Source organism: Lysinibacillus sp. NPDC097162 (assembly GCF_044762185.1).
In the GTDB taxonomy this organism is placed as follows: Bacteria; Bacillota; Bacilli; order Bacillales_A; family Planococcaceae; genus Lysinibacillus.
Genome location: NZ_JBIWDT010000007.1, coordinates 30,304 through 53,198, shown reverse-complemented (window position 1 = coordinate 53,198; position 22,895 = coordinate 30,304). Strand labels below are relative to the sequence as shown.

The following is a 22,895-nucleotide window of genomic DNA, read 5'->3' as shown; positions in this document are numbered from 1 at the left end:
TAAATTTAAAAAGAGATGGCACTATGTATGTAAAAGTTAAAATAGAATACTAGTTGATGGAAGCGGAAGTAGCGACTCCTGCGGGAATGCACAAAACGTTAGGCTTAACAGGCGGCGCGATAGCGACGGTTGCGGCTTACGATGTGCCCGCGGAAAGCGACCGCCTTAGCGGACATCAACAGCAAGGCAAAAAAGTGTTAGATTGACTGTAGTTAATCTAACACTTTTTTTGTTGTCCCAGCCTTCTGCAGTCTGATGCTGGAGGTAATGCTTTTAGTATGTTGTTTTGTTTATTTGCGATTTGGGGCTGTCCTTTTTAGTCAAGCTTTAAAGGCTGTACTGCTGGCCCCTCTAGCACTTCACCTTGGGAATTAAAACGGGAGCCGTGGCATGGGCAATCCCACGTTTCGTCTGCTTCATTCCATTTAGTTTTACAGCCTAAATGTGTACAAGTTGGCGCGTTGCCATTTTTAATATGGCCTGAGACAAATTCCTTTGCCACGAAGCCTCCGACCTTTAGCATTTGCATAAATTGTGCACCAAATTTCGTGCGTGCTGGTGAATAGAGTGCACTGGCATCGTTGGCATTTGTAGTCTCGGTAATAAGTGATGACAGTAAATCTCCAGCTACAAACGAATTAGAAATCCCCCATTTACGATACCCTGTTGCGATAAAGACATTAGGTAAGGATTTTGTTATTCTACCGACATAAGGTACCATGTCTGGTGTTTCAATATCCTGTGCCGACCATCTATAAAGTGGCTCCTGCCCAAAATGCGTTTTCATTTCATTTTGAATGGCGTCATAATAGGGCTCGGTTTTTGCCGTTTCACCTGCTATATGATTAGCCCCACCGAGAAGCAAATAATGTTCATCATTTATTGTCGTCGTACGAATAGAACGGGAAGGGAAATCGACTGATAAATATTGTCCTTGGAACGTCTCCGTTATTTTACTGGCGACCATATAAGAGCGATTATTCGAAAGCTTTAAAAGTTGTAGTCCTTTGAAGGCTTCAATTGGATAATGTGTGCACAAAATGAGCTTGTTATATTGAACCGATATATTTTTTTCGGTATGTAAGTTATTTTGCGCAATTTGCAGTTGCTGAACACGGGTATTCGCATATAGTTTTGCACCCATTGATAACGCCTCTTTAATAAGAAAATTGCTAACCATTACAGGATTTATTTGCGCCTGTTGTGATATGCTGAGCGCTTTTGTAACAGGGAATGGAAGCTCTGTATCCGAGGTGATCTTAGACTTTATATTTAATACTTTATAGGCGTTCCACTCTTTTAATAATTGCGAGTACCCATCTTTTGTTTGACAATAAAGTAATGAATCCACTTGCTGAATGGACTCTTTAGGTAGTAACTGTAATGCTTGCTCTATAGCAAGCTGATTCAATTGATAGTAAAGCCGAGCATCATCTACAGAAAGTTTTTCGATAAGATTCGCATAAACTAAGCCATGCTGTGCAGTTAATTTTCCTGTTGAATGACCAGTCGTACCATGACTAAGCTTAGCATTTGCCTCAAGCAGTACAACATCAACACCTGCTTTTGCTAAAACATAGGCAGTATATAGTCCAGTCAAACCCCCTCCGATAATACAAACATCACATTTAGTTGAAGCCGTCAATGATGGCAATGAATCAGAGTCGGTCGTTGCTAGCCAAAGAGATTGTGTCATAGTTAACCCTCACAGTGTTTTTATGCTTAGTATGGAGATTGGTTTGAAAATTTATGCAATGAAGCATAAAAATTGCTTCAAGCGAACTGGTGTCGTTACAATGTAGCAAAAGGAGCGTGTTCAATTATGAAAATTGAAATTTGGTCAGATTATGTTTGTCCATTTTGCTATATTGGCAAAAAGCAATTAGAAAAGGCTATTCAGGATACAGGCTTTGAGGGACAGGTGGAACTTGTTTATAAAAGCTATCAGCTTGATCCAACAACGCCAGAAGATACGAATGAGTCAGTCTATGAATCTTTGGCAAAAAAATATAGTATGACAATAGAAAAAGCGAAAGAAATGACGCAAGGTGTAACTGCGCGTGCAAAAGAAGTCGGTTTAAACTATAACTTCGATAAAATGAAGACAGAAAATACATTAAAAGCACATCGACTTGTGAAATGGGCTGAACAACAAGGGGACGCTACAGCACTTGTTGAGGCACTGTTACACAGTCATTTTATAGAAGCAAAGCGCATTAGTCATGATGATGTGTTAGTAAACATAGCAGAACAAGTAGGCCTAAATCGTGATGATGTTATAAAGGTTCTAGCTAGCAATGATTTTAAAGCTGATGTAGAAGAAGATATACAAGAAGGGCTTCAACTTGGTGTGAAAGGGGTTCCGTTTTTTGTGCTAAATCGTAAATACGGTATTTCTGGAGCACAACCACAAGAGGTGTTTGAAAATACATTACGCAAAGTAGCAGAAGAAGAAGGTTTGCAACCTGCTTTAAAAATGGAAGGCTCTAGTGATGCAGGCGTATGTACAGATGAGAGCTGTGAATTTTAATTTAATTTAATACAGCGGCACTTAAGCCCCAGCTACTGTCTCAGATTTTTAGAGGAGCTTTTCAAGTAGGCTCGAAAAAAAATCTGGATGTCATTACGGTTTGGGGCTCATACTAAAATTATTCAGTCAAAAGTCTTAGGTTAGGAACATTGACTTTTTATCCTGATTTTCTTATTATAAGTATATATCTTGAATTCGAGATATTAAACTAAGAAATTTAAGGGAGATTTATATAATGAACGTATTAGTAGTAAAAGCTAACAACCGTCCAGACGGAATTTCAACAAAAATGTATGACACTTTCATGGAAAGCGTACAAGATGTAAACGTAACAACATTCGATGTGTATGCTGAAGATATGCCTTACTTCGGTCAAGATCTTTTCAACGCATTTGGTAAAGTGCAAAACGGTGGAGAATTATCTGATATCGAATCACGTCTTTTAGCTGCAAAACAAAAAGCTATGGATGCATTAACTGCAGCAGATGTTGTTGTATTTGCTTTCCCATTATGGAACTTAACAATCCCAGCTACATTACAAACTTTCATTGACTATGTATACCAAGCTGGTTTCACTTTCAAATATGATGAAAACGGTCAATTAGTTAGCTTAATGACTGATAAAAAAGCTATCATCCTAAATGCTCGTGGTGGTTATTATTCAGCACCAGAAGCACAACCTATGGAAATGTCAGTAAACTACATTAAAAACGTAGTTGGTGGCGTATTCGGTATGGAAATTATTAATGAAGTTATCATTGAAGGTCATAATGCTACACCAGATAAAGCAGAAGAAATTATTGCAAACGGCCTAGAAGCTGTTAAAGAAGTAGCAAAATCTTTACAAGCTGTAAAAGCATAAGTAACTTTTTTTTACTAAAAGTCCTCTCATTATTGAGAGGATTTTTTTTATTGTTTTTATAGAGGTATGGTAGAAGTATAAAGGTCTGACATATTGGTGTTGTGCATTTATTAAACATTTACATAAAATAACATACTATAAATAAAGAAAATTAAGAAATGATAATAATATATGATTTACTTAAAAAGTGTTCTGCTATTGGTTAAAAAGTACATACAATTAGGACTAAGTGTTCAGTTAAATTGATGATTAGTATAATATAATAGAAAACGAAGGAAAATATTATATTTATAGGGGGGTAATTGCTTGAATAAGAAAATAATAACTAAAATGTTAGCCGTGTTACTTGTTCTATTTGCTGTATTACCATTTGGCTTTTCAGCGAATGCTGCATCTAATGATGTAACACGTGGAGATTACGTGAAGGAACTAGTAGAAAGCTTGAATGTTGAGCTTGGTGATGGGTCTTCACTTGGTTTTACGGATGTCCCTAAGGATTTAGCACCTTATGTGGAAAAAGCGGTAGAACTAAAGTTAATTAAAGGGAAAACAGCAACTTTATTTGGTCCAAATGATAAATTAACTCGTCAACAGGCATTTGTTATTTCGGCCCGTGGATTAGTAACAAACAATGCTTCACTTAGTGAATTAGACAAATTCAAAGATGCTGATCAAGTTGCTGAGACACATAAGCAAGATTTAGCAAATGCTGTAGCAGCGAATATTTTACAAGGATATGAAGATAATACAATTCGTCCGCGTGACTATGTGACAGCCGATCAAATGCAAAGTATTGTTGAGCGTTTTGTAGCTGAATACAAAGTACCTACATCTGCGACAACAGTGGATCTTCAAATTTTAGGTACTACTGATATTCATACTAACTTAGCAAACTATAACTACTATTTAGATGCAGAATCTGCTGATGTTGGACTAGCAAACACTGCTTCACTTATTGAGCAAGCGCGTACAGAAAACCCTAATACATTATTATTTGATAATGGAGATTTAATTCAAGGAACACCACTAGGTTCTTATAAAGCGTTAGAAAATGTGTTAAAACCAGGTGAAACTCATCCTGCTATTGCTGCTCTAAATGCACTAAAATATGATGGCGGCACTTTAGGAAATCATGAATTCAACTATGGTTTAGAATTTTTAACAGAAGTACTGAATGATGCGCAATATCCAGTGGTGAATGCGAACACTTACGATGCAAAAACAAAAGAACATATGTATACACCATTTGTTATTATCGATAAAGAGGTTGTGGACAATACAGGTAAAAAACATACACTAAAAGTGGGTGTAACAGGTATTGTACCAACTAAAATTGTTGAATGGGATGCTATTCATTTAGAAGGTAAAGTAGAAATGCAGGAGCCTGTAGAGGCAATTAAAGAAGTTGTACCTGAAATTCAAAAAGCAGGTGCAGATGTAATCGTCGTGCTTTCTCATTCAGGTATCGGTGAAGATACGAATGTAAAAGGCGCTGAAAATGTAGGATACCAAATTTCTGAAATAGAAGGTATTGATGCTTTAATTACAGGTCACTCGCATTTAACATTCCCAGGTGACTATAAAGACCTTAAAAATGTTGATCAAGAAAAAGGGACTATTAATGGAGTTCCAACAGTTATGGCAGGTAGCTATGGTAGCCACCTTGGTGTAATTGATTTGAAATTAGAACAACAAGGTTCTGAATGGGTTGTTGTAAATGGACAAGGTTCAATCCGTTCTATTAAACAAGAAGGATTACAACCATCGCAAACTGTGTTAAACGCTATTAAAGAAGCACATGAAGGTACATTAACGTATATTCGCCAAGCTGTTGGTGAAACGACTGCACCTATTCACAGCTACTTCTCAATGGTTCAAGATGATCCATCTATTCAAATCGTAACACAAGCTCAAAAATGGTTTATTGAAAAAGAACTAAAAGGGACTGCTGATGAAAACACACCAATCCTTTCTGCTGGTGCTCCTTTCAAAGCGGGCTCTCGTAACAACCCTGCGGACTTCACAAACATTCCTGTAGGTCCACTTGCTATTAAAAACATGGCAGACATTTATCATTACGATAATACTGTTGCAACGATAAAAGTTAAAGGTGCACAAGCTATCGAATGGTTAGAGATGGCTGCTGGTATTTTCGCAACAATCGATCCGACGAAAACCGAGGAACAAAATATTATTGATGCTGAAGCACGCTCTTACAACTTTGATGTTTTAGATGGCTTAACATATCAAATTGATGTAACATCTCCAGCAAAATATGATCGTCGTGGTATTCTTGTCGATGAAAAAGCGAACCGTATTAAAAATGTACAATACAATGGTAAGCCAATTGATCTAGAGCAAGAATTCATTATCATTACAAACAATTACCGTGTTGGTGGTTCTTATGGAGCAACCTTTAAAAATGCGGAAGGCACAAATGTAACAAACTATGCTTATGAAAATCGTCAAGCAGTAGTTGACTACATTATGGCAAACAAAACAATTAATCCTGCTGCGGATAACAACTGGTCATTTGTACCGTTCCCAGCTAATACAAAGATTATTTATCATTCTGCTAAGGATGCACAAAAAGTCATTCCAGCAGGTAGCAACATCGAGTATCTTGGTGATACAGAAGGCGGCTTCGGTAAATATTTAATTAAATAATGCAGTTTATAAAAAGGAGAGTACGATTAGTCATCGTAGCTCTCCTTTTTATGATGTATAAAAGCTTTTAACACGAGCAATTATTGTAGAAATTAAAAACCGTTGTACTTTATATAAACTAGCGAACGTAAAAAATCATTGCATCATCATTGAAATCTACAACTACTAACTGATCGTTTTCGAAAGTATACGGGATTTGTTTTTCCTTTAAATTATTCAACAGCTTTTGTAGTTCTTCATGTGAAGAAAGGGCGAATGTGTAGCTGAGTAAACCAGTAGTTTGTTTTGGTGGAACGGGAGCACCTACGCCTTGCCATATATTTACCGCGATATGATGATGATAACCACCAGCAGAAATGAAGAGTGCGCTATCGTGGAAATTAGTCATAATATCAAAACCAAGTGCATCTATATAGAAGTAAGTTGTTGCTTCATTTATAACGCTCACATTTAAATGGATGTGACCTAATACTGTTCCTTTAGGAAAACCTACCCATGGCCGCTGACGGTCATATAATGCCATTACGCCTTCTATATCCACTGCCTCTGTGCCAGTTATGAGCCCACCATGACCATCGCTAATCCATTCAGTACGAGGGCGATCATGATAGATTTCTATTCCGTTACCTTCAGGATCGTTTAAGTAAAAGGCTTCCGAATAAATATGCTCACCAGCCCCTGTTATAGCTACACCTGTGTTTAACAAATTGCCAATCACATATGCTAAATCCTCTCGAGAAGGAACTAAAATAGCGAAGTGAAATAAACCAGTCGTACGAGGTGGACGAATCGCTACACTTTCTTCTGTTGATAATACTAAAATGGGTTTTGTATTGCCTGGGATTGAAAATGTCACTTGTGTTGTCGTTTGGTTGAGGACTTGAAGTCCAAGTTTTTTATAGAAATTAGTCATTGTTTCTAGTGACTGTACAAGTAAATGTAAATGCTCAAGCTCTAAATTTGCATCAATTTTAAATGTCATAGCGAATAAATCCTCCAAATATATAAGTTACTTTTTGTAATTAAATATAGAATAGTAAACACATTACGTCAAGTAAATAAGTTACTTTAAATTTACTTTTACTAAATTAATCGTTACAATAGAATACATAAGAGGTGAAAAATATGAATGAGACAACTTTATGTCCTCGTTTAGCTAAGGCAATGGATTTAATCGGAAAACGCTGGACTGGGCTAATTTTATATCAATTATTAGACGGATCGCAGCGTTTCAATGAAATTGAATCAGCATTGCCTGTAAGTGGCCGTTTATTATCTGAACGTTTAAAGGAACTTGAAAAAGAGGGGCTTGTTGAGCGCAAAGTATTTTCAGAGGTGCCTGTGCGAGTAGAATATTCTTTAACGGATAAAGGTCAAGCATTAGAAGGTGCTATTCGTAATATTGAATCATGGGCTACTAACTGGCTATAGTATTCGAAACTAAATGTCAGTTGAATGCGCGATATAGTTAGACTTCATCAAGTGAAAGCCATTTTCCTTAGATGATTAGTTGGATAAATCGGGCAGTTACAAAGTCCCGGATGTTCTGAAAAATACAGAGGATAACTGAAAAGGACAACAAACTGCCCGTTAAAGCGCAAAAAATACCCTTCATTTTACTTGTCAAATCGAGGTTCTAAATCCATACTAGTGTAGAGTAAGAAGGACGTTAGAAAGGAATTAGCTCTCATGACAAAAGAACAATGGGCTGCGGATTTAGCACAAAACATAAATCCGGCCAATATTAAGTTAGATGAATTATTACAGCACTATACAATGACAAAATTAGGTGGTAAAGCGGATGTTTTTGTTCTTCCTGAAACAGAGGAAGAAGCAATTGCAGTTATTCGCTATGCACATTTAAATAAAATTCCATTATTAATGTTAGGAAATGGATCTAACATGGTTGTCCGAGATGGAGGCATGCGAGGGATTGTTGTGACATTCTCACATTTAGATGAAATTCATATTAATGGCGAACATGTCTATGCACAAAGTGGTGCACTCATTAAAGATGTATCAAAGCTTGCCGCTGCAGCATCTCTTACTGGTTTTGAATTTGCGTGTGGTATCCCAGGCTCTATTGGTGGAGCGATGGCGATGAATGCAGGTGCTTATGGTGGCGAAATAAAAGATATTATTATTTCTTCAAAAGTTTTAACAAAAGAAGGAGAAATATTAATTTTATCAAAAGAAGAGCTAGAATTAGGTTACCGTCAAAGTAGTATAGCCAAAAAAGGTTATTATGTACTGTCTTCTGAGTTTCAATTAACTCCAGGAGTACAGGAAGAAATTGATGCAAAAATTGCTGATTTAACGTTTCAACGTGAATCAAAGCAGCCACTAGAGTATCCTTCAGCTGGTAGCGTTTTTAAACGCCCGCCAGGACACTTTGCAGGCAAGCTTATTCAGGATAGCGGCCTACAAGGAAAAGGGGTAGGTGGAGCAGAAGTTTCTACAAAACATGCCGGTTTTATTGTCAATAAAGGAAATGCTACGGCTACTGACTATATCGCAACGATTAAAATGGTACAACGAGTTGTAAAAGAAAAGTATAATGTTGATTTGGAAACAGAAGTGAAAATAGTCGGTGACGACCTATAAAAACAATGCCGCTCTTCGCTTTGGCGAAGGGCGTTTTTTTGAGGAGTGGGAATGGATGAAATTTATTTCATGGAATGTGAATGGTATACGAGCTTGTTTGGGGAAAGGTTTTTTAGACTTTTTTAATAGTGTGAATGCAGATTTCTTTTGTATTCAGGAATCAAAATGCCAAGCAGGGCAGGTAGAGCTTGCATTACAAGGTTATGAGCAATATTGGAATTACGCTCAGAAGAAAGGTTATTCAGGTACCGCAATTTTTACGAAGTATACCCCTCTATCTGTACACTACGGTGTTGGTGAGGACGAGTCGCAGGATGAAGGAAGAATTATTACATTAGAATATGAAAACTTTTATTTGGTAAATGTTTATACACCAAATGCGCAACGTGATTTAGCAAGATTACCTTTTCGACTAGACTGGGAGGATCGCTTAGCGCTGTATTTAAAAGAACTTGATGCGAAAAAACCAGTCATTTATTGTGGAGATTTGAATGTTGCCCATGCTGATATTGATTTAAAAAATGCAAAATCAAATATAGGGAATTCGGGTTTTACATATGAAGAACGAGCTAAAATGACAGATTTATTAGCAGGTGGCTTTGTAGATTCTTTCCGCTACAAGCATCCAGATGTGACCGATCATTATACGTGGTGGTCTTATATGAATAAAGTTCGTGAACGAAATATTGGATGGCGCATTGATTATTTTATTGTGTCTGAACGTTTAAAGGAACAAATTGATGTAGCGACAATACATCCACATATAATGGGCAGTGATCATTGCCCAATCGAACTTCAACTGAATGTATAACCTTTTTTTATTTGAAATTGTTTGAGAATTGTTTGGGTGCCTGGCACTTTTTTTTGAGAACCGTATTATCCATTTGGAAATACGGTTTTTTGTTGTATTAAAAGAATTGCTTGTGTTTATATGTAGAAAAAAAGTGCGCAATACAGCAAAATTCGATAAAATTTGAGGTTATTCTGATTGTAGAAAAGGATTTGAGAAGCCAAATAAAGAATATATTGCTTATAGAGGGGGTTGTAAGGTGAGAAAGTTTAAGTGGAAAAAGTGGTTATTGGCAATCGCTGGTGTGTTGGCGGTAGTCGCAATAACATCTTTTATTGTCTTTACATGGTTTATGAATAAATCAAAACCGATTATTGATGGAGAGCTCGCAGTTAGCATGCTCGATCAAGATGTGACTGTGACAAGGGATGACAAAGGGGTTCCTCATATATTTGCCGAGACAGATGCGGATTTGTATCGGGCACAAGGCTATGTACAAGCGCAGGATCGTCTGTTTCAAATGGATTTAGCACGTAGGCAGGCTAGTGGTCGCCTGTCGGAAATCATTGGCGAGGCGACGGTTGAGACAGATAAGCATTTTCGTACATTTAGTCTTCGTAATGCTGCTGAAAAATCATTAGCAGCGTATGATCCAGCGAGTAAGCAAGTTCTTGAATGGTTTGCAGAGGGAGTAAACGCCTTTATGGAAGAGGCGAAGAGTACGAATACATTAAGCTATGAATTTGCGTTACTAGGTTACGAGCCAGAAGAATGGACTGTTGTAGACTCTTTAACAATCGGAAAATATATGGCTTATGATTTAGGGGGAAATTGGAATACGCTGGCCTTCCGCCATTGGGCTTTACAAAACTTTGATGAAGAAAAGGCAAAGGAATTATTTATTAAGTATCCTGAAAATGCATCATCGATTATCGAGGCAAATAAAGAAAATCCAGTGTCTGTAGTAGGGCAGTTTAATGCAGAGTTATTGCCCAATGAATTTAATGGCAGTAATAACTGGGTTGTATCTGGCGATAAAACAAAGTCAGGAAAGCCAATTTTAGCTGATGACCCTCATCTAGGGTTAAGTACACCATCTATTTGGTATCAAATGCATTTACAATCACCAGAACAAAATGTTAGTGGTGTAATATTTGCGGGAATTCCAGGCATTATTTTAGGTCATAACGAAGAAATTGCATGGGGGGTAACGAATGTAGGCCCTGATGTACAGGATTTATATATTGAAATTCCAAATCCCGATAATCCAACACAATTCCGTTATGACGGTGAGTGGGAACAAGCAGAGGTACGTGACGAGTCGATAAAGGTAAAGGATGGAGAAACGGTAGACTTTGAAGTAATTGTTACACGCCATGGCCCAATTATGACAGATTTAATGTTTAAAGAAACGGAGCCTTCAGCCCAATTTTCAATGCAGTGGACAGCACTTCAACCAACTGCTGAATTACGAGCAGTGCTTGGTTTTAATAAGTCGAAATCTTGGAGTGAGTTTGAGAAGGCTTTAGAGGATTTTAAAGCACCCGCACAAAACTTTGTTTTTGCCTCTAAGGATGGCACGATAGCTTATAAAGCTAACGGCCAAATTCCACTGCGAAAGCAAGGGGATGGACAATTACCAGTACCTGGTGACTCAAGTGATTATGGCTGGGAAGGTTTTATTCCTTGGAATGAGTTACCGACTGTTGTCAATCCAGAAGAAGGCTTTATTGCAACCGCAAATAATGAGGTTATTGGCGACGAATATCCATATCATATTACTGATTTTTGGGCGCAGCCTTACCGCTTTGAACGGATTAAAGAAGTGCTAGAAGCGAATGATTCAATAACAGTCGAGGATATGATGAATCTGCAAATGGATCAGCATAATCTATATGCACGTGAATTTTTACCGGATTTATTAAAGTCTATTAAAAAGATGGATAAGGATGGGAAGTATACTGAAGTCATTACATTGTTAGAGGATTGGAACATGGTGGATGCCCAAGATTTAGGTGCTCCGTTAGTGTTCCATACGTTAATGGTGCAATTACAAGAAGTATTGTTTAAAGAGCAGATGCCAGAAGATATGTATAAAATGATGTACGGTAAATTTAATATTACTGATCAGCTTCTACGTAAAGCATATGCAGGCGAGAGAAGTATTTGGATGGAAGAGCAAGGTGGTGTAGATGCCACAGTCTTTGAGGCGTTAGAACGCTCTATTACACAAATTGAAAATCAATTCGGGAAAAATGTATCGAAATGGCAATGGGGTGACTTCCACCAACTAACGTTTGATCATACATTAGGCAGTGCTTCACCGATACTTGCTGCATACTTTAATGCTAAGAAGGTTCCAGTTGGTGGCTCGAAGGTGACGGTGCAGGCAGCAGATAATGATTTAGCGGGCAACGTTAATCACGGTGCATCATGGCGTTTTGTTGCTGATGTAGGTGATTTAAGCTCTGCTTACCATATTGTAGGGCCTGGCCAAAGCGGTCACGTGAAATCGGATTGGTATCAAGATCAAGTAATGGACTGGGCAAATGGTAATTATCATGAAACGTTTGTCAAAAAGGAAGATATTAAGGGTAAAACTGTATTATTAAAATCTCAATAATAGAAACGATCAGCGCATGTTTTTATGCGCTGATTTTTTTGTTGAGCGGAAGGTGCCTGTTTAGAAGGTGTCAGGCACGCAAACAATTTATATACCCTCCTAAGTAGAAATCTACGTAGACTCCTGCGGGAACCTACGTAGCGTAAGACGCAACAATCCACGCGTTAGCAAGGGTTGCAGCTTACGTCGTGCCCGTAGAAAGTGAATGGATTTTCCGATATAGAAGCCTACATTATGCTAGCTAAGTGTCAGGCACGCAAACAATTTATTTTACTTTCGTGATAGTAATCCTATACATTCAAATGTCTGTTTGAATATGATGGAATATTATGCTATATTAAAAACAATCAAACGAATATTTGAATGAGGTGAGGAAATGACGAAAGAAGTATGTGAAGTGACGCATGTTAATGAACAAGCGGTCACAAAGGTACAGCAGCAAATGCCAGACTTATCAGGTGTAGCCAAATTTTTAAAGGCATTATCTGATGAAACAAGACTCAAAATAGCATATGCCTTAACGGTAGAGGATGAATTATGTGTTTGCGATGTTGCGACAATAATAGGTTCATCTGTAGCGACAGCATCGCATCATTTACGATATTTAAAAGAACATAGTTTAGCGAAATCGCATCGTAAGGGGAAGCAAATGTATTACGCTTTAGCCGACGAGCATGTATACCAAATTGTAACGATTGCCTATGAACATGCGAAAGAAGGGATTGCCAATGGCAGTGACACCAAGTAAGCAAGAGTATCGTCTACAAAACTTATCCTGTGCTAGCTGTGCAGCTAAATTCGAAAAAAATATAAAAGCTCTTCCTGACGTTCAAGATGCACAAGTGAACTTTGGAGCTTCTAAATTAATGATTGTAGGGGCAGTTAGTGTTGATCAAATAGAAGAAGCAGGGGCATTTGATGGCATTAAAGTGTCACAATCTGCGGCAAAAGCAAGTGAAGCAACAATTCCTTTTTATAAGAAAATGGAGAACATATTAGCTAGTGTCTCACTGCTATTCGTTGTAGTTGGCTATCTATTATCTTCTGTTCGTGGAGAAGAAGACTTGTTGACGATTGCTATGTTTATCATTGCGATTATCGTTGGAGGCGTAAAGATTTTTAAAACAGGCTTCCGCAATCTTGCGCGACTAGAATTTGATATGAAAACGCTTATGACCATTGCGATAATTGGCGCTGCAATAATTGGTGAGTGGGAAGAAGCGGCAGTTGTTGTCTTTTTATTCGCAGTGAGTGAGGCACTTGAAGCCTATTCAATGGATAAGGCACGTCAATCAATTCGTCAGCTAATGGATATTGCTCCGCCAACTGCCACTATTAAACGAGCGCATGGTGAGCACTTCCACGAGATGGAATTGGCAACAGAACAAATTGAAATTGGCGATATTTTAATGGTGAAGCCTGGTCAAAAAATTGCAATGGATGGCATTGTACTTACGGGGCTATCCGCGGTTAATCAGGCAGCCATTACAGGTGAATCAATTCCTGTCAACAAATCAGTCGGTGATGAGGTATTTGCAGGAACGTTGAATGAAGAAGGCGCATTAGAGGTACGTGTAACGAAACGTGTAGAGGATACAACAATTGCGAAGATTATTCATTTAGTGGAGGAGGCACAGGCAGAAAAGGCTCCATCCCAACAATTTGTAGATCGTTTTGCTAAATACTATACACCAGCAATCATGCTTGTGGCGCTTCTTGTAGCGATTGTTCCACCTTTATTTGTAGGAGATTGGCAACACTGGATTTATCAAGGATTGGCAGTACTTGTTGTCGGATGCCCATGTGCGCTTGTTGTTTCCACGCCAGTGGCAATCGTAACAGCTATTGGGAATGCTGCAAGACAAGGCGTTCTTATAAAAGGTGGTATTCATTTAGAGCAATTAGGTCATATAGATGCAGTTGCATTTGATAAAACAGGGACATTAACAAAAGGAACGCCTGTCGTAACAGATATTGTTACACATAAGGGATTGCAAGAGAATGATGTATTACAGCTTGTAGCAGCAGTTGAAAAGCAATCTCAGCATCCGTTAGCAAAAGCGATATTGAAGGCGTTACATGATAAAGAGCTGACAGAGCTTGTTCCGACAGATTTTCAATCCGTAACTGGTAAGGGTGCTTATGCAACGGTAGATGGTCAGAAGGTTTATGTGGGTAGTATGAATTGGATTTTATCGTTAGCGACAGTTGATGACACGATAAAGGAACAGGTTAACAAACTTCAAAAACAGGGTAAGACTGTAGTAGCAGCTGTTAGTGATGGTCAATTTATAGGATTAATAGCTATTGCTGATCAATTGCGCGCGGAAAGTAAAAAAGTGTTAGAAAAATTAAGTGCTTTAAAGGTGAAGCATACTGTGATGCTAACAGGAGATGCCAAATCAACTGCTGAAGCGATTGCCTCTACATTAGGTATGAGCGATGTAAGAGCAGGGTTACTTCCAGCGGAAAAACTATCTGCTATTAAAGAATTACGCACGAAATACGGAGCTGTTGCAATGGTCGGAGATGGTGTGAATGATGCGCCAGCATTGGCTTCGGCTAATGTAGGGATTGCAATGGGTGGTGCAGGTACAGATGCCGCGTTGGAGACAGCTGATATTGCACTAATGGGTGACGATTTAACAAAATTACCGTATACGATAGCTTTAAGCAGAAAAACATTACGAATTATTAAAGAAAACATTATATTTGCACTAGCTTTAAAATTAATTGCCCTATTACTCGTTATTCCAGGATGGTTAACATTATGGATTGCCATTTTTGCAGATATGGGTGCAACATTACTCGTTGTTTTCAATTCTTTAAGGCTTATTAAAACGAGAAAATAATAGGTATAAGGATGTGCGATGTTTTTCTCTGTAGGTAAATAATCATTCCAATGTTTATTTATTATTGTTGTATAGATGCTACTAGCGATTCTTGAAAAGCATTAAAATTCACGTTATTATTAATAGAGGAAAAATGTAACAATACATTATAAATGAGGCGAAAGTTTTATATGTCAGAACCTATTTTAGTAAATGTTACAGAGGAAATTGTGCGTGGTTTAGTAAGTTTTCTGCTTCGGGGACCAGAATATCAAACATTTTGTAAATGTCAAAACTGCGAATTTGATACAGTGGCACTTGCATTAAATGCTTTGGCTAGTAAGTATGTTACATCTATGGAAACGCGAGATGAAGCATTTAAAGCATTGAATACTCCTGAAAATATCGAGTTGATTAACAGAGAAATTATTCATGCATTACATGTGGTAAATAAGTATCCTCGACATTAAAAAGAGCCCACTTCTATAGTGAAGTAGGCTTTTTTTATGTTTCAAAGAAGTGTTTATCTTGGTTATGTATTTTCAGTTAACTTTTAAGGCAAGCTTGTAGTAAACTAGAGAGTAAGAATAGGAAAGAGAGGGAATAGGATATGCCAACACCTAGTATGGAGGACCATATCGAACAAATATATTTATTGATCGCTAATAAAGGTTATGCTCGAGTGTCTGACATTGCTGAAGCATTATCTGTTCTTCCTTCTTCTGTTACTAAGATGGTTCAAAAATTAGATAAAGATGGTTATTTAGTTTATGAAAAATATCGTGGACTTACATTGACGCCAAGAGGAGAACAACTTGGAAAACGTCTTGTGCAGCGACATGAACTGCTAGAACAATTTTTGCGAATCATTGGTGTAGATGAAGAGCGTATTTACAATGATGTAGAAGGAATCGAGCATCATTTGAGTTGGAATTCAATTGATCGTATTGCGGAACTTGTGCAAGTAATGGAAGAAAATCCAGACATCGCAAAAAAACTAGAAGCATCAAGAAAACAGCACAATTTATAAGATAAAACATTCATCTTTTGGGGTTACGTCGACTGTTATGGAAAATTTAATCTCCGTGTTACAGACGATGCTTAGATGACCAATATTGTGTAAACTTGTGCTCGTTGCTTTGAAGTATATGCATTAAGTACGGAATTATATATTTTGCGAAATTGATGGTATGAAGGAAAGGAAGACATTATGAACGAATTAAAATCAGGTGAAGTTGTTACTTTAACAGTGTTAGAGCAACAAGCATCGAAATGGATCTTAACAAATGGGGTAGTTGAACTGCCATTAAATGCTTCTGAGGTCACAGAACCACTAGCTGTAGGGGATCGTCTTGAAGTTTTTTTATTTGCGGATAGACGAGGCGATTTAGCAGCTACTACTGCTATTCCGGCATTTGCACAAGGCGAATACGGCTGGGCTCGAGTTCTTCGTGTTGTAGAGCATGAAGGTGCTTTTGTAGATATTGGTACTTCACGTGAAGTGCTTATCGAAGCAGAGGATCTACCTGCTGTTAAAGAAGTATGGCCAGAACCAGGTGACCATGTATTTATGACATTACGAACAGATCGAAATGGAGATTTATTTGGTCGTTTAGTAACGGAAGAAAAGATTTCGGAGCTATTCGAAGGTGCATTTGAAGATATGCACAATAAAAATATTACAGCTCGTCCATATCGATTATTACCAGTGGGCACATTTTTACTAGGGGTAGATCAACCATATCGTATTTTCGTGCATGAAACAGAACGCTATGAGGAACCGCGTCTTGGACAAGATGTAGAGGTCCGTATTATTGATATAAAAGATGATGGCTCAATGAATGGCTCTCTTTTACCTCGAAAACACGAGCGCATCACAGGAGATGCACAGCAAATTTTAAGCTACTTGCAAGATGTCGGTGGTAAAATGCCATTTAGTGATAAGTCTTCACCAGATGAAATTAAAGAAATGTTTAATATGAGTAAAGCAGCATTTAAACGTGCACTCGGTACACTTATGAAGGCTGGTAAAGTGAAACAGCAAAATGGCTGGACAGAAGAAATTTAATTTCTTTAAAATATATATAGAAATGACGAGAACCATGCCTGAAACCTTCTCGTCATTTTTTCGTACTAATAATTGTATAATGACATACATTATACAGGCTAAATGATTTTTCTAGCGAAAGGGGTCACACAATTTGAAAAAAACATGGGGGAAAATACTAGTAGCAACGATGCTAGTGTTTGGTGTGCTGGCACCAACAACGGGATTTGCAGCAGACAATACGCCACCGAAAGCAATTGATGAAAAATTAGGTGTACCAATTGTCGTATATGGCGCAAACCTATCTGAGGCCGAAAAAGAATCTGTAAAAAAATCGTTAAAAGTAAATGAAGATCCTGAAGTTGAGGAAATAACAGTATCAGGGAATGACTTAGCTAAATACATTAAAGATAGTAATTCAAGCTCACGTATGTATTCTTCTGCAAAAATTACGCGTAAGGATGCTGGAAAAGGCTTAGTTATCGAAATTGTCACACCATCAAACATTACACAAGTAACTTCAGAAATGTATGCAAATGCAATGCTGACAGCGGGTATTGAGGATGCAACGGTTCAAGTAGCAGCGCCAAAGCCTGTAACAGGTCACTCTGCGCTTGTAGGGATTTATAAAGCCTATGAGGTAACAACAGGCGAAACGTTAGATATAGACCGTACAGACGTTGCCAATGAAGAACTATCAGTAGCAACTAAACTAGCTGATTCTGCTGGTGTAGATGATGCAAAGGTTGCGGAATTACTTACAGAAATTAAAAAACAAATTGCTGAAGTAAAGCCGGAAACGCGTGAAGATGTTGAAAAAATTGTTCAAGAGCAGCTAGATAAGCTAGAAGTAAATTTAAGCGAAAAAGATCGTCAGCTATTAGTTGACCTGATGGACAAAATTAGTAACCTAGATATTGATTTTAGTAAATGGTCCGATCAACTAAATGATATTAGTAATACATTGCAAGAGAAGTTTGGAGCATTAATGGAAGATGAAGGCTTCTGGACGAGCGTGAAAAATTTCTTTGCAAATTTAAAGGATACAATTTCAACATGGTTTAACTAAATAAAAGAGCGCTCTGCTATTAGGTAGGTAGTGGCGCTTCAGACTGTAGATAAAGTCAAAAATATTTGGCTTTGTTTACAGTCTTTTTTTATATAAACAATATGATGTCCAGTCGGTGCGTAAATACGAAACGATTTCTACTATTTTTGTAAAAATGCAAATAGCTATGGTACTATGAAAAAAAAGGAGTGGTGAGAAATGGAATTCCAATTACAAAATGTAACGGAAAACAAACTGGCTTTTGTTTATAAGCAGGATGGGGAACAGTTAGCGGAAATTACATGGAAACAGGAAGGTCAAGTAATGGTCATGGATCACACCTACGTTTCAGATAAGCTTCGTGGTCAAGGGGTAGCAAAAAAATTATTAGATCGTGCTGCAGATTATGCCCGTGAAAATAATTATAAAATGGTAGCTGTTTGTTCATATGTAGTCGCAGCATTTGAAAAATCGGATGCTTATGACGATGTAAAACAATAAAAATGTAAAACAAAAAAATAAAGCAATCTGCTACATAGCCTCGAGCTATAATGCGGATTGCTTTTTAGGTTGAATATAGAAATTTTTCTTTACACATATTATAAAAAAAGGACACTGTAAATAAGTACTGTTAAAAAGCCTGATCCTCCAACTAACGAAGCCATATCTACCCAATCATATACTAAATCTAAATCTTTCATAAATGACATCCTCCTATCGTTTGTATTATTGTATTATTTCCCTCATATTGTCAGTATTAATCATATATAAGTGCAAAATAATAAAGAATTACGAAAAAATATTAGAATTATGTGATAATAACGAGTAGGAGAGTGATTGCGAATGTCTTGGAAAATACAGACGTACGATGAATTAACGACGGAAGAACTGTATAAAATTATTCAGCTACGAGTAAATGTTTTTATTGTTGAGCAACAAACATGCTATGAGGATTTAGATAACCATGATCAAAACTCTATACATATATCATATGTTGAGAATGGAAAATTATGCGCATATTCGCGTATATTGCCCCCAGGAGAAAAATTTGAAATGGCGTCAATTGGGCGAGTTATTACTAGTCAGGAGATGCGAGGGACAGGACTAGGTAAAGAATTGATTCAATTAGCATTAGAAACAATCGAACAGCGATGGCCAGGTTCTGAAGTATTTATTCAAGCGCAAGAATACTTAAAAAATTTTTATGGTTCCTTTGGCTTTCAACAAGTCTCAGAGCCGTATATTTACGATAGCTTGCCACATTTAGATATGCTATATCAAGCAAAAAAATAATGTTTAGTCCTCTCCGAATAGGGAATAGCTATAGTATAAGGCTAGTTTCTATATCATTTTTAGGAGGGATTTATTATGGCAAAGCGTAAAGGAACAGGTGTTGTGCTTGCTGGATTAGCAGGATTTGCAGCATCTTATTTAAGTAAAAAAGAAAATCGTGATAAAGCATGTGAAATGTTCAACAGTGCAAAATCGAAACTTGAATCTTTTTTGAATACATCGAATGTTAATATGGATGATAGAATCGCGGAACGTGTAACTGCTGAAGTAGCTACAGAAGCAGGGACAGCACCTACAAAGCTCGCTTCAAACGAGATGGTTTCTGAAGGTGGAGGGCATACAGGTGTTCATTTCTACAATGAAGAAATTCAAGAAAAAGAAAAATAATAAAAAACCTTCTCATTTAGCTTTGAGAAGGTTTTTTATAGTGCCAGGCACGTAAACAATTCTGAATTTAAAAACCCACGTAGAATCCTGCGGGAACATTACAGAACGTAAGACGCAATAAGCCGCGCTAGAGCGAGGGCTGCGCCTTACAATGCGCCCGTGGAAAGCGAAGTGGGCTTTTACGAAAGAGGTAGTCCAGTAGTTTACTTATAGCGAATTAAGAGGTTGCCCCTTTTTATTAGGAATAAGGGTAACACCAGCGAATGTGATTAACACAATTCCTGTGAAGATGAATCCACTGACTACACCAAGTGATAACCATCCGAGTAATGAGGAGCCTAACACTACTCCTAATGAGAAGAAGGCATAAAAATAACCGTATGCTTTCCCACGGATTTCAACAGTCGTAGAGTCAATTAATAGTGAATTCACAGACGGGAATAATAAACCGAAGCCAATGCCGTAACAAGCCATTGCTGTATAAAGTAACGTACTTGAATCAGCCTGACTAATCAGTATTTGACTTAAGCCCATTAAAGCAATACCGAGCGATAATGTTTTAACTGGAGCTACTTTATCAAAAATGCGATTACTCGGCAATATAAATACAAGTACAGCAACAATACCGAAAGCACTCATTAAAGTACCGCTTAAGCGCGAATCAAAACCTAAAGATTGAACCTTTAAAGGTAGTAAATAGGCAATGACACCTTGTGAAAACATTAAAAAGAATGCGCCTGTGAAAGCCTTTAACGTACCTACATTATTAAAAAATACACTAATTGGGATATAGGTTTTAGAAGAAGACTTTTCTTTTTTTACTTTATTAGAGTTTAGTAAAAAGAAAGAAAGGATACCTAACAGTAGCATAAAACTTGCAGTAATATTAAAGACAAAAGGTACACTAGTACGACTTGCTAGGATACCACTAAAAGCTGGACCGATAATGGCTGCAATCCCTACAAATGCTCCGGAAATGGCACTACCTTTGCCCCGCTTTTCTTGCTCTGTAGCATTAGCTAAAAATGTAAAAGCAGCAGGGACAATAAAACCAGCAACTAGTCCATGAATAAAGCGGACTATTAATAGGGCAAGTGGTGCATCTACTAAATTATATAATGTTAGTGAGAGTCCTGTTGTTAAAAGACCGATAATTAATATGATAAAGGGTCCTTTACGATCGGTTAAAAAACCAGAAATAATATTCCCGAACGTATTAGAAAGAGAATACATACCAACGGCAAGGCCAGTTAAAAAGGCAGATGCACCTAAAGATTCTGCATATGTACTCATTACAGGAAGCTGAGTAAATAGGTCAAAAAATGAAAAGAATATAATCAAATAGATAAACTTTTTCATAACTCCTCCACTACAAATTACGACATAGTGGGTTTATTATACCATTTTCGACAAAAAAAGAATGCCTAATAAGTTGAACTTATTAGACATTCGTGAATTGATAAAATTAAGCTTTAGCAATTTCTTTTTTCATTGTTTTGTTTTTCGCAAGGTTTACGTGCCAAGAAAGAGCCTCTTCTAAAATATGAGGAGTTTGTTGGTTACCTGTTGCTTCAATAGCACGGTTGTAGTAATCCCATAATTGTTCTTTGTAATCTGGGTGTGCACAGTTTTCAATGATTAAAGGTACACGTTCTTTTGGTGCTAAACCACGTAAGTCAGCAATACCTTGCTCAGTGATGATTACATCTACATCATGCTCAGTGTGGTCTACGTGAGAAACCATTGGTACGATTGAAGAAATCGCTCCGCCTTTTGCATAAGATTTTGTTACGAAAATACCAAGACGTGCATTACGTGCGAAGTCTCCCGAACCACCGATACCATTCATCATACGAGTACCTGATACGTGTGTTGAGTTTACGTTACCGTAGATATCTAACTCAAGAGCAGTGTTGATTGAAATTAATCCCAATCGACGGATAAGCTCAGGGTGGTTAGAAATTTCTTGTGGACGTAAGCAAATTTTATCAGCGTATTTTTCTAAATTGCCGTATACTTTTTTCTGTAATTCTTCAGTAAGTGTAATTGAAGTAGCAGCTGCAAATTTAACTTTACCAGCATCGATTAAGTTAAATACAGCATCTTGAAGCACTTCTGATGCAACGACTAAATCTTCGAATTCAGAATCTGCAAAGCCATCAAGTACAGCATTTGCTACTGAACCTACGCCAGATTGTAATGGCATTAATTGTTTTGTTAAACGACCCGCTTTAATTTCATCACGGAAGAAGTCTAATAGAATGTTAGCCATTCCTTGTGTTTCTTCATCTGGTGGTACGATTAATGAAGGAGCATCTGGCTCTTCAGAAATAACAATCGCTTTAATTTTAGCTGGATCAACTTTAATACCGATTTCACCAATGCGTTGCATAGCATCTGTCATTGGAATTGCTTCACGATTACCTTGTTCTCCTGGAACATAAATATCATGGATACCTACTAAAGCTTCTGGATGAGAAATGTTTAACTCAATAATAATATTTTCTGCATATTGAGCAAAGATTGGTGAGTTACCTACAGAGTTTGTTGGGATAATATAACCATCTTCTGTAATAGCAACTGCTTCAAGAATTAAATATTTAATTGGTCCGATAATTCCTTGACGCACTAACTCAGCATTATGAGAAAGGTGAGCGTCTACATATAGGACATCGCCAGAGTTAATTAAGTTACGGATACCAGCGTCACCTTGGAATGGTCCACGTTTACGAATTGCACCAGCTTCAGCTAAGTATTTATCTACTTCTGGTCCTAATGATGCACCTGTGTATACATCAATTTTAAATTCTTCATTTTTTGCACGCTCAACTAATGCCATTGGCACTACTTTTGCATCCCCAGCACGAGTAAAACCACTCATACCAACTACATCACCGTTAGAAATAAGCGCTGCTGCTGCTTCAGCAGTGACAATTTTACTTTCAAGTTCTTTTAAACCTAGGCGTTTTTGAATATTTGCATCCATAAAAAAATCCTCCCCTAAATCATTTTGATGGAAACCGATTACAAAACTAGAAAAAACCTGTATGAATTTTCTGTTTATTTAGTTGTAGTATGACTCCAACCATTTGATTAATACTATCACCAATTTGTCACAAAAACTTTATAATTAGCATTAAATTAAGTAAACGAAGAAAAAACGAGCGGAAGGCTGATTTTTCGACAGAGAAAACGTTTTATTGTAGAGCTGAG

20 protein-coding genes are annotated in these 22,895 nt (G+C 37.4%); 16 read left to right on the top strand and 4 right to left on the bottom strand.

Going from position 1 to position 22,895, the window contains the following annotated elements; all coding sequences use genetic code 11:
• Nucleotides 1-316: 316 nt before the first annotated feature.
• On the bottom strand, nucleotides 317-1,696 hold the full coding sequence (locus ACIQXW_RS20835) for an FAD-dependent oxidoreductase (protein WP_340822008.1): 1,380 nt from the start codon (nucleotides 1,694-1,696) through the stop codon (nucleotides 317-319).
• 126 nt (nucleotides 1,697-1,822) lie between these two features.
• On the opposite strand from ACIQXW_RS20835, the gene ACIQXW_RS20830 reads away from it, so the two are divergent.
• The 3 genes from ACIQXW_RS20830 (at nucleotide 1,823) to ACIQXW_RS20820 (ending at nucleotide 6,059) form a co-directional block, all read left to right on the top strand.
• Nucleotides 1,823-2,530, top strand: coding sequence for a DsbA family oxidoreductase (locus ACIQXW_RS20830; RefSeq protein ID WP_340822009.1), 708 nt, complete (start codon nucleotides 1,823-1,825; stop codon nucleotides 2,528-2,530).
• A 235-nt stretch (nucleotides 2,531-2,765) separates the two neighbouring features.
• Nucleotides 2,766-3,392: an FMN-dependent NADH-azoreductase gene (locus ACIQXW_RS20825; RefSeq protein WP_340822011.1), complete on the top strand. Its 627-nt coding sequence runs from the start codon at nucleotides 2,766-2,768 to the stop codon at nucleotides 3,390-3,392.
• A gap of 306 nt (nucleotides 3,393-3,698) precedes the next feature.
• Nucleotides 3,699-6,059 carry a bifunctional 2',3'-cyclic-nucleotide 2'-phosphodiesterase/3'-nucleotidase gene (locus ACIQXW_RS20820; RefSeq protein WP_401021680.1) on the top strand — a complete coding sequence of 787 codons (2,361 nt, stop codon included), beginning with the start codon at nucleotides 3,699-3,701 and terminating at the stop codon, nucleotides 6,057-6,059.
• 118 nt (nucleotides 6,060-6,177) lie between these two features.
• Here ACIQXW_RS20820 and ACIQXW_RS20815 read toward each other — a convergent pair whose 3' ends face one another.
• Complete coding sequence (locus tag ACIQXW_RS20815; protein WP_402765178.1) at nucleotides 6,178-7,041, bottom strand: VOC family protein; 864 nt, start codon at nucleotides 7,039-7,041, stop codon at nucleotides 6,178-6,180.
• A gap of 143 nt (nucleotides 7,042-7,184) precedes the next feature.
• On the opposite strand from ACIQXW_RS20815, the gene ACIQXW_RS20810 reads away from it, so the two are divergent.
• From ACIQXW_RS20810 to ACIQXW_RS20750, 13 genes are all read left to right on the top strand, one after another.
• Nucleotides 7,185-7,490: a winged helix-turn-helix transcriptional regulator gene (locus tag ACIQXW_RS20810; protein WP_340822016.1), complete on the top strand. Its 306-nt coding sequence runs from the start codon at nucleotides 7,185-7,187 to the stop codon at nucleotides 7,488-7,490.
• A gap of 258 nt (nucleotides 7,491-7,748) precedes the next feature.
• Nucleotides 7,749-8,663, top strand: a complete 915-nt coding sequence (gene murB / locus ACIQXW_RS20805) for a UDP-N-acetylmuramate dehydrogenase (RefSeq protein WP_402765174.1) — start codon at nucleotides 7,749-7,751, stop codon at nucleotides 8,661-8,663.
• Nucleotides 8,664-8,718: 55 nt separating this feature from the next.
• Complete coding sequence (locus ACIQXW_RS20800) at nucleotides 8,719-9,474, top strand: exodeoxyribonuclease III (protein WP_402765171.1); 756 nt, start codon at nucleotides 8,719-8,721, stop codon at nucleotides 9,472-9,474.
• Between the two features lie 238 nt (nucleotides 9,475-9,712).
• Nucleotides 9,713-12,076: a penicillin acylase family protein gene (locus ACIQXW_RS20795; protein ID WP_402765168.1), complete on the top strand. Its 2,364-nt coding sequence runs from the start codon at nucleotides 9,713-9,715 to the stop codon at nucleotides 12,074-12,076.
• 376 nt (nucleotides 12,077-12,452) lie between these two features.
• Nucleotides 12,453-12,824, top strand: coding sequence for an ArsR/SmtB family transcription factor (locus ACIQXW_RS20790; protein ID WP_340822021.1), 372 nt, complete (start codon nucleotides 12,453-12,455; stop codon nucleotides 12,822-12,824).
• A complete protein-coding gene (locus ACIQXW_RS20785) occupies nucleotides 12,805-14,928 on the top strand; it encodes a heavy metal translocating P-type ATPase (RefSeq protein WP_401021694.1) in 2,124 nt (707 codons plus the stop codon). The genes ACIQXW_RS20790 and ACIQXW_RS20785 overlap by 20 nt, the downstream gene beginning before the upstream one ends.
• Before the next feature lie 170 nt (nucleotides 14,929-15,098).
• A complete protein-coding gene (locus ACIQXW_RS20780) occupies nucleotides 15,099-15,377 on the top strand; it encodes a late competence development ComFB family protein (protein WP_173479396.1) in 279 nt (92 codons plus the stop codon).
• A gap of 140 nt (nucleotides 15,378-15,517) precedes the next feature.
• Nucleotides 15,518-15,937, top strand: coding sequence for a transcriptional regulator MntR (gene mntR / locus ACIQXW_RS20775; protein ID WP_173479397.1), 420 nt, complete (start codon nucleotides 15,518-15,520; stop codon nucleotides 15,935-15,937).
• Between the two features lie 180 nt (nucleotides 15,938-16,117).
• Nucleotides 16,118-16,975: a CvfB family protein gene (locus ACIQXW_RS20770; RefSeq protein WP_401021697.1), complete on the top strand. Its 858-nt coding sequence runs from the start codon at nucleotides 16,118-16,120 to the stop codon at nucleotides 16,973-16,975.
• A 133-nt stretch (nucleotides 16,976-17,108) separates the two neighbouring features.
• A complete protein-coding gene (locus ACIQXW_RS20765) occupies nucleotides 17,109-18,023 on the top strand; it encodes a DUF1002 domain-containing protein (protein WP_402765162.1) in 915 nt (304 codons plus the stop codon).
• A 198-nt stretch (nucleotides 18,024-18,221) separates the two neighbouring features.
• Entirely contained in the window at nucleotides 18,222-18,503 is a 282-nt protein-coding gene (locus ACIQXW_RS20760) for a GNAT family N-acetyltransferase (protein ID WP_069508933.1), read from the top strand.
• A gap of 342 nt (nucleotides 18,504-18,845) precedes the next feature.
• Nucleotides 18,846-19,295, top strand: a complete 450-nt coding sequence (locus ACIQXW_RS20755; protein ID WP_340822025.1) for a GNAT family N-acetyltransferase — start codon at nucleotides 18,846-18,848, stop codon at nucleotides 19,293-19,295.
• A 75-nt stretch (nucleotides 19,296-19,370) separates the two neighbouring features.
• Complete coding sequence (locus ACIQXW_RS20750) at nucleotides 19,371-19,682, top strand: hypothetical protein (protein WP_340822027.1); 312 nt, start codon at nucleotides 19,371-19,373, stop codon at nucleotides 19,680-19,682.
• Nucleotides 19,683-19,889: 207 nt separating this feature from the next.
• Here the strand turns inward: ACIQXW_RS20750 and ACIQXW_RS20745 are convergent, their stop codons facing one another.
• On the bottom strand, nucleotides 19,890-21,041 hold the full coding sequence (locus ACIQXW_RS20745; RefSeq protein ID WP_340822028.1) for an MFS transporter: 1,152 nt from the start codon (nucleotides 21,039-21,041) through the stop codon (nucleotides 19,890-19,892).
• A 106-nt stretch (nucleotides 21,042-21,147) separates the two neighbouring features.
• Nucleotides 21,148-22,668 carry a succinyl-CoA:acetate CoA-transferase ScpC gene (gene scpC / locus ACIQXW_RS20740; RefSeq protein ID WP_340822029.1) on the bottom strand — a complete coding sequence of 507 codons (1,521 nt, stop codon included), beginning with the start codon at nucleotides 22,666-22,668 and terminating at the stop codon, nucleotides 21,148-21,150.
• Nucleotides 22,669-22,895: the final 227 nt, after the last annotated feature.